Below are 15,539 nucleotides of genomic sequence, written 5' to 3'. Positions count from 1 at the left end.
AGGCTCAGGAGACCTACACCACGACCTGCGCGTAGCTGTGGCCGTCCGTGTTCTCCACGACGACCGACTGCACCTGGTCCGGAGGGATCCCGGCGGCACCGTCGAGGTGCACCCCGTTCGCCTCGCCGGTCGGCGGCACGACCCAGCCCCCGGCGACCTCCCGGCTCCCGTCCTTGGCGACGACCACGAGTCGGCAGTGCTCGCCGGCCGGCACCCCCTTCACGTTCGCGGCCAGCCGCACCCACCCGTTGGCGGGGGTGACGGTGACCGCGGCGGTCACCGCACCCTCGGTGACCTGCGCGGTCCGGGCCCCGGCGACGACCGTCGGGGTGGGCGTCGACGGGGTGAGGGTGCTGCCGATCGCGGCCCCGCCGCCGACCAGCGCCGCGGCCACCACCACGGCGGCGACGGCTCGGGTGAGCACGCGGCGGCGGCGCTGCCCGGCGCGTTCCTCCCGGATCTCGCGCAGCGCGCGGTGCAGCACCAGGTCGCTGTCCGGTGGCCCCTCCAGCAGGGCCTCGTCCGGCAGCTCGTCGAGCGTCCGGGTCATGGCGCGCAGGTCCTCCCACTCGGCGCGGCACTGCGCGCAGGTCTCCAGGTGCAGCTCCACGGCAGCCGAGTCCTCGGGCCCCAGCAGGCCCAGTACATGGGCGGAGAGCTCGCCTCCGTCGTGGTTCTCGATACTCATCCCACCGCTCCTTCGGCCGCCGGGCCGAGCGCGGTTCGCAACGCTCGCAGGGCGTAGTAGGAACGGGACTTGACGGTGCCGGTCGGCACCCCGAGCGCCTCGGCCGCCTCGGGCAGCGAGCGGCCGCGGAAGTAGACCTCGGCCAGCACGTCGCGGTGGTCGGGGGAGAGGCGTTCGAGGGCGGGCAGCACGGTGAGCGCGTCGACCACGCGATCGGCGTGGTCGCGCGTCGGCTCGGGGGCGCCGGCCTCCTCCTCGACCTCGGTCGGCCGGGCCCGCTGGGCCCGCACCCGGTCGGTGACGAGGTTGCGCGCCACCGTCAGCAGCCAGCTGCGGACCGAGCCGCGCCCGTTCGTCAGGACGTCAGAGTGCTGCCACGCGCGCACGAGGACCTCCTGCACGACGTCCTCCGCCGCGGCCCGGTCCCCGAGCAGCTTCGTCGTGAACGCGAGCAGCGCCCGCCCGTGCTCGGCGTAGACCGCCCTGATCAGCGCCTCGTCCGGGTTCTTGGGCCCCGGACTCCGCCGGCCCCGGGGGGAACGGATGACCATGAACTCTCCAGTCGCTCCCGGTGGCGGGATGTGCGGGACCTGTGGGTCGCCCCGGTGCCCGCCGGAGCGCGGTGAGGGTAGCGAAGTCCATACCGGCCACACGGACGGCCGAGCAGATCGGTTCACCGCGAACTTCTTTCCCGATCCGGTGAACCGTCCGGGCCCGCGGTCCGTGTACCCCAGCAAGACGCTCCCCGTCGAACACCTGGAGACATGATGCGAACGCGTGGTCCGGTGCTGACCCTGCTCGCGGTGCTGGCGGTCGGGCTGGCGGTGTTCGGGCTCAACAGCCTGCTCAGCGGCCCGCCCACCGACGCCTCCGCCCCGGCGGTGACCCCGGCCGCCCAGGCGGGCGGGTACGGCGACTACGGGGCCTCCGACGGCTACGCGCCCGCGCCGGCCGCCGCCCCCGCTCCGGCTGCTGCGGCTGCCCCTGCCCCGGTCGCCGCGGCCCCCGCTCCGGCGGCCTCGGGGACCTACACGGGTCGCTCGGCCGGCGACGAGGTGACGGTCGCGATGGGCATGCAGGGCGACAAGGTCGTCGCGTACGTGTGCGACGGCAAGGACGTCGAGGCCTGGCTCGAGGGCACCGTGAAGGACGGCGCGGTGCAGCTCAGCGGCCCCGACGGCGCCGACCTCACCGCCGGCGCGACCCAGGGCGCCGTCGTCGGCACCGTGGCGGTCGCCGGCAGGAACTGGCCCTTCTCCGCCCAGCCCGCGAGCGCGGCCGGTTCCCCGACCGACCGCACCACCCTCAAGAAGCTCGGCACGGCCTGACCCGTTCGTCCCACCCGGCCGCTGTTCCCCGACGGCGGCCGCCCGATCCCCGGAGGTCCCCGTGCGCAGCTCCCCGCGCCCCGGCACCACGACCGACCCCGCCGACGACCTGTGGAACCCGGCCTACGACCCGGGCCGCATCAGTGCTCCCGGCAGCAGTGCCCCCGACCGCAGCGCCCCCGACGGCAGCGCCCCGGACGCGTACCGGACGGACGCCTACCCGCGTGGTGGCTGGGACCCGGCCGACCCGCCCACCGATCCCGCGCTCCCGGTGGTCCCCGCCTTCCCCGAGCCGCGGGGCCACGCCCACGACGAGCTGCCCGCCTACCCCACGGACCGCTCCGCGTTCGTCGCCGGCCGCACCACCGAGATCCCGGCCGTGGTCCCCGGCGGGCCCGACGGCACGGGCTGGGAGTACGGCTCCTGGGCGGGACGCTCCTGGGAGCGCCCGGACTACGAGGACTACGGCGACTACGCCGACTACGCGGACGAGGACGGCCGGGACCTCCCGCAGGGTCCCCACGCCTCCTCCGCGGCGAGGTTCGCCCCGGGAGGCGGCCACGCCGGGTTCGACGACCGCGCCGGGTTCGACCTCGAGACCGAGTTCGACGACCGGGCGCTGTTCGACGACCGGGCCGGCTCCCGTGACTACGCCGAGTTCGACGAGTACGGCGATCTCGATGCGCCGAGGCGCGCCGCCGGTGACCGGGAGTTCCCCGACGTCGAGGACTTCGACGGGGAGCCCGGCCGGGACACGCCGTCCACCGAGCTCGTCCCGGTCGGTCGTCCCCGAGCGTCCCGCCTCCGCATGACGGCGCTGCTCGTCCCCGCCGTGGTGGGGATCGCACTGTCGGTCGGGCTCGGTGTGTACGCCCGGGTCCACGAACCCACCGGCGTCGCGCTCAGCCTGGCCGGCTTCTCCAGCGGGGTCGCGGCCAAGAGCTGGCTGACGGCGCTCGCGTTCGCCTTCGGGCTGGCGCAGCTGTGGTCCGCGCTGCGGATGTCGGGCCGGTTCGGCCGCGGCGCCGGCCCCCGGACCTTCCTCGTGCACCGCTGGGCGGGCCGCATCGCGGTGCTGCTCACCCTGCCGGTGGCCGTCCACTGCCTCTACGCGCTCGGCTTCGCCGACACCACGCCCCGGGTGCTGATCCACTCGCTCGCCGGCTGCCTGTTCTACGGCGCCTTCGCCACCAAGATGCTGGTCCTGCCCCGCCGCGCCGCGCCCCGCTGGGCGCTGCCGGTGCTCGGCGGGGTGGTGTTCGCGCTGCTCACCGGCCTCTTCCTGACGTCATCGATGTGGTTCTTCACGACCCACGGGGTGACGTTCTGAGCCCGGCCGATCCCGCCCACCCCGACGTTCTCGCAAGGAGCGCCATGACCACCACCCCGCTGACCCGCCGCTCGATGATGGTGGGCGCCTGCGCCGCCGGCTGCGCGGCGCTCGCCGGCTGCGCCACCTACGGCGGCCCGCAGTTCCCCGCCACCTCCGCACCGCCTCAGGCCGGTGCGCCCGCTCAGGCCGCGCCGACCCAGGGATCGGCGGCGCCGCAGGCGCCCGCCCAGGGCTCCCCGGGACAGGGCGGGGGCGCCGCCCTCGCGAGGACCGCCGACATCCCCGTCGGCACCGGGAAGATCTTCGGCGCCGAGCAGGTCGTGGTGACCCAGCCCTCGGCCGGCGTGTGGAAGGCCTTCGACACGACCTGCACCCACCAGGGCTGCACCGTGTCGAGCGTGTCGTCGGGCTCGATCGAGTGCCCCTGCCACGGCAGCATGTTCTCGATCACCGACGGAGCCCCGACCGCCGGACCGGCCAAGAAGCCGTTGGCCGCCAGGAAGGTCACCGTCGCGAACGGGTCGATCACCCTGGCCTGACGATCAGCCCAACCTCGACCCGGCCGTCGTGCTCGTCGAGGACGTGGACGCGCGTGGCCTGGGCGCGGTAGAGCCGGAACCGCGCCGCACCGGTGACATCGGCCTCGCCCCAGGAGCCGATGCCCTGCTCCTGCGTGCGCCGGTTGTAGACGGCGAGGGCGTCCGCGAGCCGATCGGGTCCGACCTGCTCGGCGAGCGCCTCGACATACACCGCCGCGGCTCCGCCCACCGCCACCGTGGAGTCGAAGACGACGATGCCGACGTCTGCCCGCGCGGCGATGTTGAGCGAGTGCCGGGCACCGGGCCGCGACACCCACACGAACTCCCGGCAGTCCCGGTCCGCGAACCACACCGGTGTCGCCCACGGCCGGCCGTCGCGGTCGGCGGTCGCCAGGGTCAGGTAGGCGTTCGCCGCCAGCACCCTTCGCGCCTCGCCCGCCGCCGTGCCCGCGTCCGCCCCCACCGCGACCGCCATGGTCCCGCCTCCCGTCGTCGGATGTGCTCCCGAGAGGTGGACGTCTGCCGTGAGCCGGACTCATCGGCCTAGCGTCGCGATCGCCGAGGTGAGAGCCGAGCGTGGGGTAGGTGCCGCCCCGGTTGTCTCGCCCGCCACCTGGCCTCCCACCTGCGGGAACGCGGACGCCCGCGAGGTTCTGATGGTCAAACGATCCGGGTGATCATGAGAAATCCACACTGGTGCCCTGATGATCACGGCGGGGCGCGATGTGTTGAGGCCGGGACGGGGACCGGGCGTCTTCGAGGTGTTCGGGTGCGGTCGATCCACGAGGGTGGGACGAACTCCGGGAGGCCGTGGACCATGCGCACCTGCCACAGCGAGTGGTGGACCAGGCGGTGGTGGGCGGCGCAGAGCATCACCAGATTGCCGAGGTCGGTCGGCCCTCCGTGCTGCCACTCCGTCACGTGGTGGACCTCGCACCAGGAGGGCGGGCGGTCGCAGCCGGGGAAGGCGCAGCCGCCGTCCCGGGTCGTGACCGCGCGGCGGAGGCCGTCGGGGACGGTCCGGGAGATCCGCCCGACGTCGAGCGGGACCCCGTCGGCGGACAACACCATCGGGATCACCGCCGCGTCGCAGGCCAGGCGCCGCAGGGCGGCCGCGGTGAGCGCGCCGCCGAACTCGAGCGAGGCCGCGGCGGCGCGCCGCTCCAGGTCCTCCAGCCGGACGGTCACCACGAGCTGGGGTCGGCGGCCACCGGTCTCGGACAGGCGTCCACGCTCCAGGACCTGCGTGCAGGCATCGGCCAGCGCCTCCGCCTGGCGTTGGGGCACAGGACGTTCGTCGTCCGCGTCGCGTGGTGCGGTACCCGGGTCGATCACCGCGACGACGGCGGCGAACAGGGCGGCGTCGTCGTAGCGGGCGGTCAGCTTCCCGCCGGGGCGGGTGCGGAAGTGCGAGAGCCTCAGCTCGTTGATCGGTGCGGGGCCGTCGTCCGGCTCGGCGCCGTCCTGGTCGAGCAGCTCGACGAGCTCCATGCCCCACCTGTGGAGCTGAGTCGGAGTGAGCGCCGCGGCCTCGGCGGCCAGCTGCACCTCGGCGCCGGCCCAGGTCTCCGGATCGAGACGCCGAGCCGGTGCGCTCTCCAGTACCCGAGCGATCACCTCGACGTGGCGCAGGCCGGCGGCGCCCTCCGCGAACACGGTCGCGGTGGCGGGCATCAGGGCAGGGAGGACCTCGCCGCCGAGGCCCGTCGTCGGGCAGACGTTCTCTGCCGCGACCACCCGGCGCCGGGCCTCGAAGCGCTCCCATCCCAACAGGTCCGAGAGCGCGCCGGCGGGGGAGCGATACCCGCGCTCGGCGAAGGTGCCCCGCCGCTGCAGGTCAGCTGTGGCGACGACCATGATCCGGTCGAGCGCCCGCCGAGCCTCCTCCGCGACGACCAACAACGCCACGAGATCGTCCGCCTCGGCCCGCGCCCCGGCGGCCGCGCGCACCAGATCGAGAGCCTCGGCAAGGCTCTCTCGCGCGGAGTCGACGGGGGTCGCGGACATGCCCCCAGCGTACTCGAACGCCCTTTCGATCTCAGGTCGATCGTCGCAGGTGAGATCCCTCTCAGCGTTCCGCGAGAGGGTTCCCGAACGGCTCCGCCACTCGTCGCGTCGGTCCGACCGCTCCCCACGACGATGCGCCCGAGTCCCCTCCCACGCACCTCTGTGCTCGTGACGGATCCGCGTGCGACGCGGCGGCTTGCGCGCCGCCGGGCGTTGCTCTCGGGTCCCCGGGCATGAGCCGCGAGCACGGGCGGGCTGGGTCGTCGGGTCGTCGGGGCGTCTGCCGCCGGGCGCGGGTCGGTTGTGCCCGGAGGCTGCTTCCCTCAGCCGGACCCGAAGTGTGCGGGGCCGGGCCGCCCCTGCCGAGAATCGTCGCGTCCGGCACCGCGCGGGCCGACAGTTCGTCGCCGAAGCCCGGCCGAGCCGGAGCGGGGGCGGCCGGTGCCGGTCAGGTTGTGAGTGCGACGCTCCAGCGCCGGCACGGGACACGTGGCCGCTCCGGGTGAGCTGACCACTGGTGTCCAAAGCCACGGCAGTCAGGGCTGACCGTCTCTGATCCGGTCACTAGACTCCGCACGGCCCCCGGAAGTCGCTCTCCGGGGTCGGTGAGGAGTGGTGGATGGCCCCGCAAGAGACGGGCGAGACCGAGCTGGTCGACGAGCAGACGCTCGCGGACGAGGCTCCGGAGCCCCCCGAGCACCTCGTGCTCGCCGCCGAGTTCGCCCAGGCCACCCGGGACGAGTGGGCGGCCGCGGTCGACGGTGTCCTCCGCAAGGCCCGGCGGATCGGCGAGGACGCGCCGCTGGGCGCGGGCGTCGAGAAGCTGGCCTGGGACACCGCGGACGGCATCCACGTCCAGCCGCTCTACACCGCCGACGACGTGGCCGACCTGCCACCGGCCGGTGTCCCGGGCGCGCTGCCGTACACCCGGGGCGGTACCGCGGCGCGGCCGAGCTGGGACGTGCGGCAGCACCACGTGGCCACCACGGGCTCCGCGGCCCGCGCGGCGGTGATGACGGACCTGGAGAACGGCGTCTCGTCGGTCTGGCTGGCCGTCGGGGCCGGCGGGGTGCCGGTCGCCGAGCTCGGTGCCGTCCTGGAGGACGTCTTCCTGGACCTCGCCCCGGTCGTGCTCGACGCGGGGGAGTCCGCGGCCGAGGCCGCCGAGGAGTTCCTGGCCCTGGCCGAGGCTCGCGGGGTGGCGAAGGACGCGCTGCGGGGCACGCTCGGGCTCGACCCGGTCGGGCTGCGGGCCCGCGCAGGCCGCGGACCCGCGGTCGACTCCGTGGCGCCCCTGGCCACCCGGGTCGCCGCCGAGTACCCGCTGGTCAAGGCCGTGGTCGTCGACGCCACACCGGTCCAGGAGGCCGGCGGCTCGGAGGCGCAGGAGCTCGGCTTCTCGCTCGCCTCGGGCGTCGCGTACCTGCGGGCACTCACCGCGGCCGGGCTGTCCGTCGAGCAGGCGGCGGGCCTCCTCGAGTTCCGCTACGCCGCCACCGCCGAGCAGTTCCCCACGATCGCCAAGCTCCGTGCCGCGCGCCGGCTCTGGGGCCGCGTGCTGGAGGCATCCGGTGCCGCCGGCCCCGGGCAGAGCCAGCACGCCGTCGTCTCGCCCGCGCTGTTCAGCAAGCGGGACCCGTGGGTGAACATGCTGCGGGGCACGGTCGCGAGCTTCGCGGCCGGCGTCGGCGGGGCGGACGCGGTCACCGTGCCGCCGTTCGACATCGCGATCGGCGAGCCGCAGGCCTTCGCCCGCCGCGTCGCCCGCAACACCCAGGCGCTGCTGATCGAGGAGTCGCACGTCTCGCGCGTGCTCGATCCCGCGGGCGGCTCCTGGTACGTCGAGCACCTCACGGCGGACCTGGCGGAGGCCGGCTGGGCCTTCTTCCAGGAGATCGAGGCCGCCGGCGGGGTCGTCGCGGCGCTCGACTCGGGGCTCGTCGCCGAGAAGACGGCGGCGGTCCGGGCCAAGCGGGAGAAGAGCATCGCCACCCGGCGGACCCCGCTGACCGGCGTCTCGGAGTTCCCGAACCTCGACGAGAAGCCGGTCGAGCGCACGCCGCTGCCGGCACCGGTCGAGCGCGGCGGGCTGCCGCTGTACCGCCCGGCGGGCGCGTACGAGGAGTACCGCGACCGCTCGGACGAGCTCCTCGCCGAGAAGGGGCAGCGGCCCACCGCCTACCTGGCCACGCTGGGCCCGCTCGCGGCCTACACCGCCCGCGCCGGGTTCGCCCGCAACCTGCTGCAGGCCGGCGGGATCGCCGCGCCGGAGGCGGGGGCGACCGAGACGGCCGAGGACGTCGTGGCCGCGTGGGGCAAGAGCACGCCGGTCGTCGTCCTGTGCTCCACGGACGCGCTGTACGACGAGCGGGCCGAAGCCACGGCGAAGGCGCTGAAGGAGGCCGGGGCGCAGCGGGTGCTGCTCGCCGGCAAGGGTTCGTACGCCGGCGTCGACGGGTACCTCTCCGCGGGGTGCAACGCCCTCGCCGTCATCGACGACGTCTACACCGCGCTGGAGGAGGCGAAGTGATCCCCGACTTCACGAAGGTGGGCCTCGCGTCCGAGGCGACGCCGGGCACCGACTTCGCGGCCGGTGAGCCCTGGGAGTCGCCCGAGGGCATCCCGGTCAAGCAGCTCTACACGCCCGCGGACACCGAGGGCCTGGACTTCCTGGGCACCTACCCGGGCATCACGCCGTACCTGCGCGGGCCGTACCCGACCATGTACGCCAGCCAGCCGTGGACCGTCCGCCAGTACGCGGGCTTCTCCACCGCGGCCGAGTCCAACGCGTTCTACCGGCGCAACCTCGCGGCCGGCCAGAAGGGCCTGTCGATCGCGTTCGACCTGGCCACGCACCGCGGCTACGACTCGGACCACCCCCGGGTGGCGGGCGACGTCGGCATGGCCGGCGTGGCGATCGACTCGATCTTCGACATGCGGCAGCTCTTCGACGGCATCCCGCTGGACAAGATGTCCGTGTCCATGACGATGAACGGCGCGGTGCTCCCGGTGCTCGCCCTCTACATCGTGGCGGCGGAGGAGCAGGGGGTGGCGCCGGAACTCCTCGCGGGGACCATCCAGAACGACATCCTCAAGGAGTTCATGGTCCGCAACACCTACATCTACCCGCCTCAGCCGAGCATGGGGATCATCTCGGACATCTTCAGCTACACGAGCCGGAAGATGCCGAAGTTCAACTCCATCTCGATCTCCGGGTACCACATCCAGGAGGCCGGGGCGACCAACGACCTCGAGCTCGCGTACACCCTCGCCGACGGCGTGGAGTACCTGCGGGCCGGGATCGACGCGGGCCTGGACGTCGACAAGTTCGCGCCGCGCCTGAGCTTCTTCTGGGCGATCGGCATGAACTTCTTCATGGAGGTCGCCAAGATGCGGGCCGCGCGCCTGCTCTGGTCGAAGCTGGTCAGCGACTTCTCGCCGAAGAACGCGAAGTCCCTGTCGCTGCGCACCCACTCCCAGACGTCCGGCTGGTCGCTGACCGCGCAGGACGTCTACAACAACGTGGTGCGCACCTGCATCGAGGCGATGGCCGCGACCCAGGGGCACACCCAGTCGCTGCACACCAACGCCCTGGACGAGGCGCTCGCGCTGCCCACGGACTTCTCCGCGCGCATCGCCCGCAACACCCAGCTGATGCTGCAGCAGGAGTCCGGCACCACCAAGGTCATCGACCCGTGGGGCGGCTCGCACTACGTCGAGAAGCTCACCTACGACCTGGCCCGCCGCGCGTGGGGGCACATCCAGGAGGTCGAGAAGGCCGGCGGCATGGCCCAGGCCATCGACGCGGGCATCCCGAAGCTCCGCGTCGAGGAGGCGGCGGCCCGCACGCAGGCCCGCATCGACTCCGGGCGCCAGCCGGTGATCGGCATCAACAAGTACGTGGTGGCCGAGGACGAGGCCATCGAGGTCCTCAAGGTGAACAACGCGACCGTGCGCCGCGAGCAGATCGAGAAGCTCGAGCGGCTGCGCGCGGAGCGGGACTCCCGCGAGGTCGACTCCGCGCTCGAGAAGCTCACCAACTCGGCGGCCGCGATCGCCGACGGGTCGACGCGCGACTTCGACCAGAACCTGCTGGCCCTGGCCGTCGACGCCGCCCGCGCGAAGGCCACGGTCGGCGAGATCTCCGACGCGCTGGAGAAGGTGTTCGGGCGGCACTCCGGGCAGATCAGGATCATCTCCGGCGTGTACTCCGAGGAGGCCGGGGCAGGCCCGGCGATCACCCGCGCCCGCGAGCTCGTGGGCGAGTTCGCCGAGGAGGAGGGCCGCCAGCCCCGCATCCTCGTGGCCAAGATGGGGCAGGACGGGCACGACCGCGGCCAGAAGGTGATCGCCACGGCGTTCGCCGACCTCGGCTTCGACGTGGACGTGGGCCCCCTGTTCCAGACCCCGGCCGAGGTCGCGCGCCAGGCCGTCGAGGCGGACGTGCACGTCGTCGGGGCCAGCTCGCTCGCCGCCGGGCACCTCACGCTGGTGCCCGAGCTGAAGGCGGAGCTCGCGAAGCTGGACCGCGCGGACATCATGATCGTGGTCGGCGGCGTGATCCCGCCGGCGGACGTGCCCGAGCTGCTCGACATGGGCGCGGCGGCCGTGTTCCCGCCCGGCACGGTCATCTCCGAGGCCGCGATCTCGCTCCTGGAGAAGCTCAGAGCAGCTCAGCAGGATGCCTCGTAGGGTCGACGTCGAGACCCTCGCCACGGGGGTCCTCGACGGCAACCGCACGCTGCTCGCGCGGGCGATCACGCTGGTCGAGTCGGCCAAGGCGGCGCACCGGGACGAGGCCCAGCAGCTGCTGCTCGAGCTGGCCCCGCACGCCGGGGGAGCCGTGCGGGTCGGGATCTCGGGCGTGCCCGGGGTCGGGAAGTCGACCTTCATCGAGGCCCTCGGCACCCGGCTGACCGGCGCGGGACACAAGGTCGCGGTGCTGGCGGTCGACCCCTCGTCCACCCGGACCGGGGGCTCGATCCTGGGCGACAAGACCCGCATGGCGGCCCTGGCCGTGGACGACAACGCCTTCATCCGGCCGTCGCCGTCAGCCGGCACGCTCGGCGGGGTCGCGCGCAAGACCCGCGAGACGATCGTGCTGATGGAGGCTGCCGGCTACGACGTCGTGCTCGTCGAGACGGTCGGCGTCGGGCAGTCCGAGGTCACCGTGGCCGGGATGGTCGACACCTTCCTGTTCCTCACCATCGCGCGCACCGGTGACCAGCTGCAGGGGATCAAGAAGGGCATCCTCGAGCTGGCGGACGTCGTCGCCGTCAACAAGGCGGACGGGCCGCACGAGCGGGAGGCGAAGGCGGCCGCCCGGGACCTCGCCGGCGCCCTGCACATGATGACGCCGGCGAGCGAGCACTGGCGCGCCCCGGTGCTCTCCTGCTCCGCGCAGACCGGCAACGGGCTGGACGCGGTGTGGGGCAAGATCCTCGAGCACCGGGCGGTCCTGGAGAAGCACGGCGAGCTGGCTTCGCGGCGCGCGGACCAGCAGGTCGAGTGGATGTGGGCGATGATCCGGGACCAGCTGATGGACCGGCTCACCGGCGATCCCGCCGTCAAGGACCGCCTGCCGTCGCTCACCGCGGACGTGCGGAAGGGCTCGCTCACGCCGACCCTCGCGGCGACCGAGATCCTCGGGATGTTGGACTGACGTCGTGGACGGACTCCTGGGGAAGCTCGCCGGCACAGTCAACGCGGGGGTGCTCGCGCTGCGCGCGTCGCCGCTGGGCGGGCCGATCCGCCGCTCGCTGACGATCGTCAGCTACGAGGGGCGGCGCAGCGGGCGGACCTTCAGCACGCCGGTCGCGTTCCGGCGGCGGGGCGAGGATGTGGAGATCCGCGTCGAGATGCCGGACAAGAAGCGCTGGTGGCGGAACTTCACCGGTGACGGCGGCCCGCTCCGACTCGAGCTAGACGGAGCGGAGCGCTCCGGTCACGCGGTGGCACGGCGGGACGGCCGCCAGGTCGTCGTGGCGGTCACGCTGAGCTAACACTCGGCCGGGCGGGGCGCGCCTGCGCTGACAGAAGGCGCAGGTGGGCGCATCCTGGAGGACATGACGGACGTGGCGGGCGAGGCCCGCGAGCGCGCGCGGAGGTCGCGCGCGCCCGGGCCGACCGCCCCGGAGCCGCCCCCCGCGCGGTCCACCGCAGAGTCGTCCGCTGCCGAGTCGTCCACTGCCCAGCCGTCCACCGCCGAGCCGTCCACCGTGGGGCAGGACCCGGCCGCGACGCCGGCGGGGGACGAGCGGCCCACGGACGTCGTGGCCCGCCCTCAGCCCTCGTCTCAGCCCCCGTTTCAGCCCCCGTCGCAGCGGGGCACCGATGCCGCGCCCGTACAGGCGGCCTCGACATCACGGAGCGCGACCGCTCGGCAGGCCGAACCCGCCCCGGCGGCGGACGCCCCTCCCGACGCCCCGACCGTCCGGCTCACCGCCGACGGTCAGCCCCGGCCTTACGGCCGCCGCGGGATCTGGCGGGTCACCACGCGGACCCTGGTCCGGGCATGGGACGACAACATCTTCAGCGAGGCCGCCTCCGCCGCCTTCTGGCAGACCCTCTCGCTCCCGCCGCTGCTCCTGGGGCTGCTCGGCAGCCTCGGCTACATCGGCGGCTGGTTCGGGCCGGACACCATCGAGCTCGCCCAGCAGCAGCTGATCCGCGGGGCGTCGACGGTGTTCAGCAGCAACGCCGTGGACGAGATCATCGGCCCGACCATCACCACGCTGCTCACCACCGGGCGCTCCGAGCTCGTGTCGCTGGGCTTCGTGATCTCGCTGTGGTCCGGCTCGTCGGCCATGTCGTCGTTCGTCGACGCGATCACCCGCGCGCACGACCAGTACGGCGTGCGCAACCCGGTGTGGCAGCGGATCCTCGCGCTGCTGATGTACGTCGTGGCGCTGGTCGGCGGGATCATCTCCCTGCCGCTGCTGGCGCTCGGCCCGGACCGGCTGCCCAAGCTGCTGCCCGCGTCCTGGCAGGACACGGCCGTCACGCTGATCGGCTGGCTGTACTACCCGGTGCTGGCGGTCGGGCTGATCCTCGCGCTCACCACGCTCTACAAGCTCGCGCTGCCGGCGAAGCCGCCCTGGCACCGTGGGCTGCCGGGCGCGGTCCTGGCCGCGGTCGTCTTCCTCGTCGGGGCCACCGGCCTGCGGATCTACATCAGCTGGCTCACCACGACCGGGTACACCTACGGCGCGCTGGCCGCCCCCATCGCCTTCCTGCTCGCGGCCTTCTTCATCGGGCTCGCGATCGTGCTCGGCGCCCACTTCAACGCCGCCATCCAGCACTTCTGGCCGAAGAAGCTCAAGGACCGCCGGGGGACCGTGCCCCAGCCGCCTCTGTCCTGAGCAGCGCGCACGCGGCAGGATCGCCGCATGGGCTGGCTGAGGGCGCACGATCCGGGGCTCGTCGCGGTGCGGAGGGCCGCGCGCGTGACGATCGTGGCCTGCCTGGGCTTCTACCTGTGCCGCTACGTGCTGGACAACGTCGACATGGCGCCCTACGCGCTGTTCGGGGCGGTGGCGCTCGGGGTGCTGTCGCAGATCCCCGGCGGCGGTGCCCGACGCATGCGCACGCTGCTGCTGATGCTGCCCGTCGGCGCGGTGCTGATCACCCTCGGGACGTTGCTGTCGTTCAATCTCGCGGCGGCGACCGCGGGCATGTTCGTGCTCGGTTTCGCCGTGAGCTTCGTGGGGGTCGGCGGGCCCCGGCTGGTCGGGCTGGCCGCGGGCACCCAGCTGCTCTACATCCTGCCGTGCTTCCCGCCCTTCGCCCCCGGGGCGCTGGGCTGGCGGCTGGCCGGGTTCGCGCTGGCCGTGATCCTGCTGGCGCTCGCCGAGCGGTTCCTCTGGCCCGATCCCGAACCGACCCCGTACACGGACCGGCTTGCCGACGCCGTCGACGGCCTGTCGGGCTGCCTGGCGGCGGTCGCCGACGCCTGGTCCGGACGGGACCGCGGCCGGGTCGCGCTCGACGCGCGGCTCCCCGACGCCGTGGCGGCCGCGGACGCGCTGCGGCCTTCCCGGCTGCCGCCCGGGCAGGTGCCGGCCTCGGCGAGCCGCCGCGACCGGGCGCTGACCGCGGCCTCGGCCACCGTGCGGCTGCTGCTCGGCCGGACCGCCGAGCTGGCCCGGCTCGACGACCGCGACGCGGCGGACCTGCCGGCCGCCGCCGCGCTGCTGGAGGAGGTCTCGGGCTGTGCGGAGGCCGCGTCGCGCTGGCTGCGGGGTACCGGCGAGGTGCCCGACACCGACCGGATCGCGGCGGCCCTACGCACGTTCCGCGCCGAGCGCCTCGCCGTGTCCCCGGACGGCATCGACCCCCAGCGCCTGCGGCTCGGCTCGCTCGCCCTGATGCTGGGGGAGTGGACGAAGACGCTGGTCACGGCGCTGCGCGTGGTCGCCCGCGCCCCGATCCCACCCGACCCGACGCCCCCGGAGGCCCGCCCGGGCCAGTTCTGGTTCGCCCACAGCTCCGAACCGGAGCTGCTCTGGCGGCGGCTGCAGGGGCACCTCACGACCCGCTCGGTCTACTTCCAGGGCGCGCTGCGGCTCGCGGCGGCGCTGGCCGCGGCCCGGCTGCTGGCGGGCCTGTTCGACCTCTCGCACGGTTTCTGGGTGCTGCTCACGATCCTCACCGTGCTCCGTACGACGGCCGCGGAGACCCGCTCGGCACTGCGGCCGGCGCTGGTGGGCACGACGATCGGCGCGGTCCTGGCCGCCGGGCTGCTGGTCGCCGGCGTGCCGCCCACGACCTACGCGATCCTGCTGCCGTTCGCGATGCTCGTCGGTTTCGCGGCCGGCCCGCTGCTCGGGCCGGGCTGGGCGCAGGCGCTGTTCACGATCGTCATCTCGCTGATCTTCGCGCAGGTCAGCCCGGCCGACTGGCACCTGGCCGAGGCCCGGCTGCTCGACGTCGGGGTGGGCGCGCTGGTCGGGGTCGTGATAGGGCTGGTCGCGTGGCCGCGCGGGGGCAGCGGCGAGATGCACCGGGCCGGGGCCGAGTTCCTGGCCGACGCCGCCGGCGTCGTCCGGGAGACGGTCCGCGTGGTCGCCGAGGGCGGCCGGCCCGGCGACGCCCTGCCGCGCGCGCGGCGCACCGGACTGCTCGCGGAGGCCTCGTACGCGCTCTACCAGAGCGAACGCCGCACCAGGACCGGTGTCGTGGACTGGCAGGCGACGCTCGTGGCCGGGCACCACGCGGTGCGCGGCGCCGAGGCGCTGGTGCGGGACTGCCCGACCGGGCGGCTGCTCGACTGCGTGGGGCCGCTGGACGCGGCCGCGGCGGACGTCGCGAGCCGGTTCGAGCACGTCGCCCTGGGTCTGGCCCGCCGGGACCGCACGGCGCTGACCGCCCCGACGCTCGCCCATCCCACCCTGACCTGGCCGACGAACCTCGGCGCCGACCTCTACCACCTCGCCGACCTGCGGGCCTGGCTCGACGGCCTCCGCGAGGACCTCAGCCGGGTCACGGGGCGCGCGGAGTCGGCCGAGGAGGTGGCGCAGGAGCAGGATCTCGACGCGCGCCTGGCGAACCTGGCCGACGAGACGGCCGGCTAACGTCCCCCGCCGAGATGAACCTCAGGGCGGTTCGATCATGGTCGGAATCGCCCTGAGGTTCATCTCGGCCCG

12 protein-coding genes and 1 pseudogene are annotated in these 15,539 nt (G+C 74.2%); 9 read left to right on the top strand and 4 right to left on the bottom strand.

Annotated elements, in window-relative coordinates:
• Positions 1-13 precede the first annotated feature (13 nt).
• Together ABD324_RS04315 and ABD324_RS04310 are read right to left on the bottom strand one after the other, a co-directional pair.
• Entirely contained in the window at positions 14-688 is a 675-nt protein-coding gene (locus ABD324_RS04315) for an anti-sigma factor family protein (protein WP_344412553.1), read from the bottom strand.
• A complete protein-coding gene (locus ABD324_RS04310; protein WP_344412551.1) occupies positions 685-1,239 on the bottom strand; it encodes a sigma-70 family RNA polymerase sigma factor in 555 nt (184 codons plus the stop codon). The genes ABD324_RS04315 and ABD324_RS04310 overlap by 4 nt, the downstream gene beginning before the upstream one ends.
• A 216-nt stretch (positions 1,240-1,455) precedes the next feature.
• Here ABD324_RS04310 and ABD324_RS04305 point away from each other — a divergent pair, with 216 nt between their 5' ends.
• From ABD324_RS04305 to ABD324_RS04295, 3 genes are all read left to right on the top strand, one after another.
• Positions 1,456-2,016 (top strand): hypothetical protein, encoded by a 561-nt coding sequence (locus ABD324_RS04305; RefSeq protein ID WP_344412549.1) that lies wholly within the window; start codon positions 1,456-1,458, stop codon positions 2,014-2,016.
• A gap of 61 nt (positions 2,017-2,077) precedes the next feature.
• Positions 2,078-3,346, top strand: coding sequence for a DUF6529 family protein (locus tag ABD324_RS04300; protein ID WP_344412547.1), 1,269 nt, complete (start codon positions 2,078-2,080; stop codon positions 3,344-3,346).
• A 44-nt stretch (positions 3,347-3,390) separates the two neighbouring features.
• Positions 3,391-3,888: a Rieske (2Fe-2S) protein gene (locus ABD324_RS04295; protein ID WP_344412545.1), complete on the top strand. Its 498-nt coding sequence runs from the start codon at positions 3,391-3,393 to the stop codon at positions 3,886-3,888.
• Here ABD324_RS04295 and ABD324_RS04290 read toward each other — a convergent pair.
• Both ABD324_RS04290 and ABD324_RS04285 read right to left on the bottom strand, forming a co-directional pair.
• Complete coding sequence (locus tag ABD324_RS04290; RefSeq protein ID WP_344412543.1) at positions 3,875-4,363, bottom strand: pyridoxamine 5'-phosphate oxidase family protein; 489 nt, start codon at positions 4,361-4,363, stop codon at positions 3,875-3,877. The two genes, ABD324_RS04295 and ABD324_RS04290, sit on opposite strands and share 14 nt — an antisense overlap.
• Before the next feature lie 233 nt (positions 4,364-4,596).
• Positions 4,597-5,895, bottom strand: coding sequence for an HNH endonuclease signature motif containing protein (locus ABD324_RS04285; RefSeq protein ID WP_344412541.1), 1,299 nt, complete (start codon positions 5,893-5,895; stop codon positions 4,597-4,599).
• 619 nt (positions 5,896-6,514) lie between these two features.
• On the opposite strand from ABD324_RS04285, the gene ABD324_RS04280 reads away from it, so the two are divergent.
• The 6 genes and pseudogenes from ABD324_RS04280 (at position 6,515) to ABD324_RS04255 (ending at position 15,467) form a co-directional block, all read left to right on the top strand.
• Positions 6,515-8,425, top strand: a complete 1,911-nt coding sequence (locus tag ABD324_RS04280; protein WP_344412539.1) for a methylmalonyl-CoA mutase family protein — start codon at positions 6,515-6,517, stop codon at positions 8,423-8,425.
• Between the two features lie 17 nt (positions 8,426-8,442).
• Positions 8,443-10,587, top strand: a complete 2,145-nt coding sequence (gene scpA, locus ABD324_RS04275) for a methylmalonyl-CoA mutase (RefSeq protein WP_344413409.1) — start codon at positions 8,443-8,445, stop codon at positions 10,585-10,587.
• Positions 10,577-11,557 carry a methylmalonyl Co-A mutase-associated GTPase MeaB gene (gene meaB / locus ABD324_RS04270; RefSeq protein ID WP_344412537.1) on the top strand — a complete coding sequence of 327 codons (981 nt, stop codon included), beginning with the start codon at positions 10,577-10,579 and terminating at the stop codon, positions 11,555-11,557. The genes scpA and meaB overlap by 11 nt, the downstream gene beginning before the upstream one ends.
• Before the next feature lie 4 nt (positions 11,558-11,561).
• Positions 11,562-11,897 (top strand): hypothetical protein, encoded by a 336-nt coding sequence (locus ABD324_RS04265; protein ID WP_344412535.1) that lies wholly within the window; start codon positions 11,562-11,564, stop codon positions 11,895-11,897.
• A 477-nt stretch (positions 11,898-12,374) separates the two neighbouring features.
• A pseudogene (locus ABD324_RS04260) lies at positions 12,375-13,226 on the top strand (YihY/virulence factor BrkB family protein); the annotation flags it as partial.
• 57 nt (positions 13,227-13,283) lie between these two features.
• On the top strand, positions 13,284-15,467 hold the full coding sequence (locus ABD324_RS04255) for an FUSC family protein (protein ID WP_344412533.1): 2,184 nt from the start codon (positions 13,284-13,286) through the stop codon (positions 15,465-15,467).
• Positions 15,468-15,539: the final 72 nt, after the last annotated feature.

The sequence above is a fragment of the Pseudonocardia ailaonensis genome, from assembly GCF_039531635.1.
GTDB classification, from domain to species: Bacteria; Actinomycetota; Actinomycetes; order Mycobacteriales; family Pseudonocardiaceae; genus Pseudonocardia; species Pseudonocardia ailaonensis.
This window is presented reverse-complemented; position numbering and strand designations above follow the sequence as displayed.

Bases quoted from the DNA above. Each gene is read 5' to 3' on its own strand.
- ABD324_RS04280 (WP_344412539.1), top strand. From the start codon at position 6,515: ATGGCCCCGCAAGAGACGGGCGAGACCGAGCTGGTCGACGAGCAGACG.
- ABD324_RS04285 (WP_344412541.1), bottom strand. From the start codon at position 5,895: ATGTCCGCGACCCCCGTCGACTCCGCGCGAGAGAGCCTTGCCGAGGCT.
- ABD324_RS04305 (WP_344412549.1), top strand. From the start codon at position 1,456: ATGCGAACGCGTGGTCCGGTGCTGACCCTGCTCGCGGTGCTGGCGGTC.
- ABD324_RS04315 (WP_344412553.1), bottom strand. From the start codon at position 688: ATGAGTATCGAGAACCACGACGGAGGCGAGCTCTCCGCCCATGTACTG.
- meaB (WP_344412537.1), top strand. From the start codon at position 10,577: ATGCCTCGTAGGGTCGACGTCGAGACCCTCGCCACGGGGGTCCTCGAC.
- ABD324_RS04310 (WP_344412551.1), bottom strand. From the start codon at position 1,239: ATGGTCATCCGTTCCCCCCGGGGCCGGCGGAGTCCGGGGCCCAAGAAC.
- ABD324_RS04295 (WP_344412545.1), top strand. From the start codon at position 3,391: ATGACCACCACCCCGCTGACCCGCCGCTCGATGATGGTGGGCGCCTGC.
- ABD324_RS04255 (WP_344412533.1), top strand. From the start codon at position 13,284: ATGGGCTGGCTGAGGGCGCACGATCCGGGGCTCGTCGCGGTGCGGAGG.
- ABD324_RS04290 (WP_344412543.1), bottom strand. From the start codon at position 4,363: ATGGCGGTCGCGGTGGGGGCGGACGCGGGCACGGCGGCGGGCGAGGCG.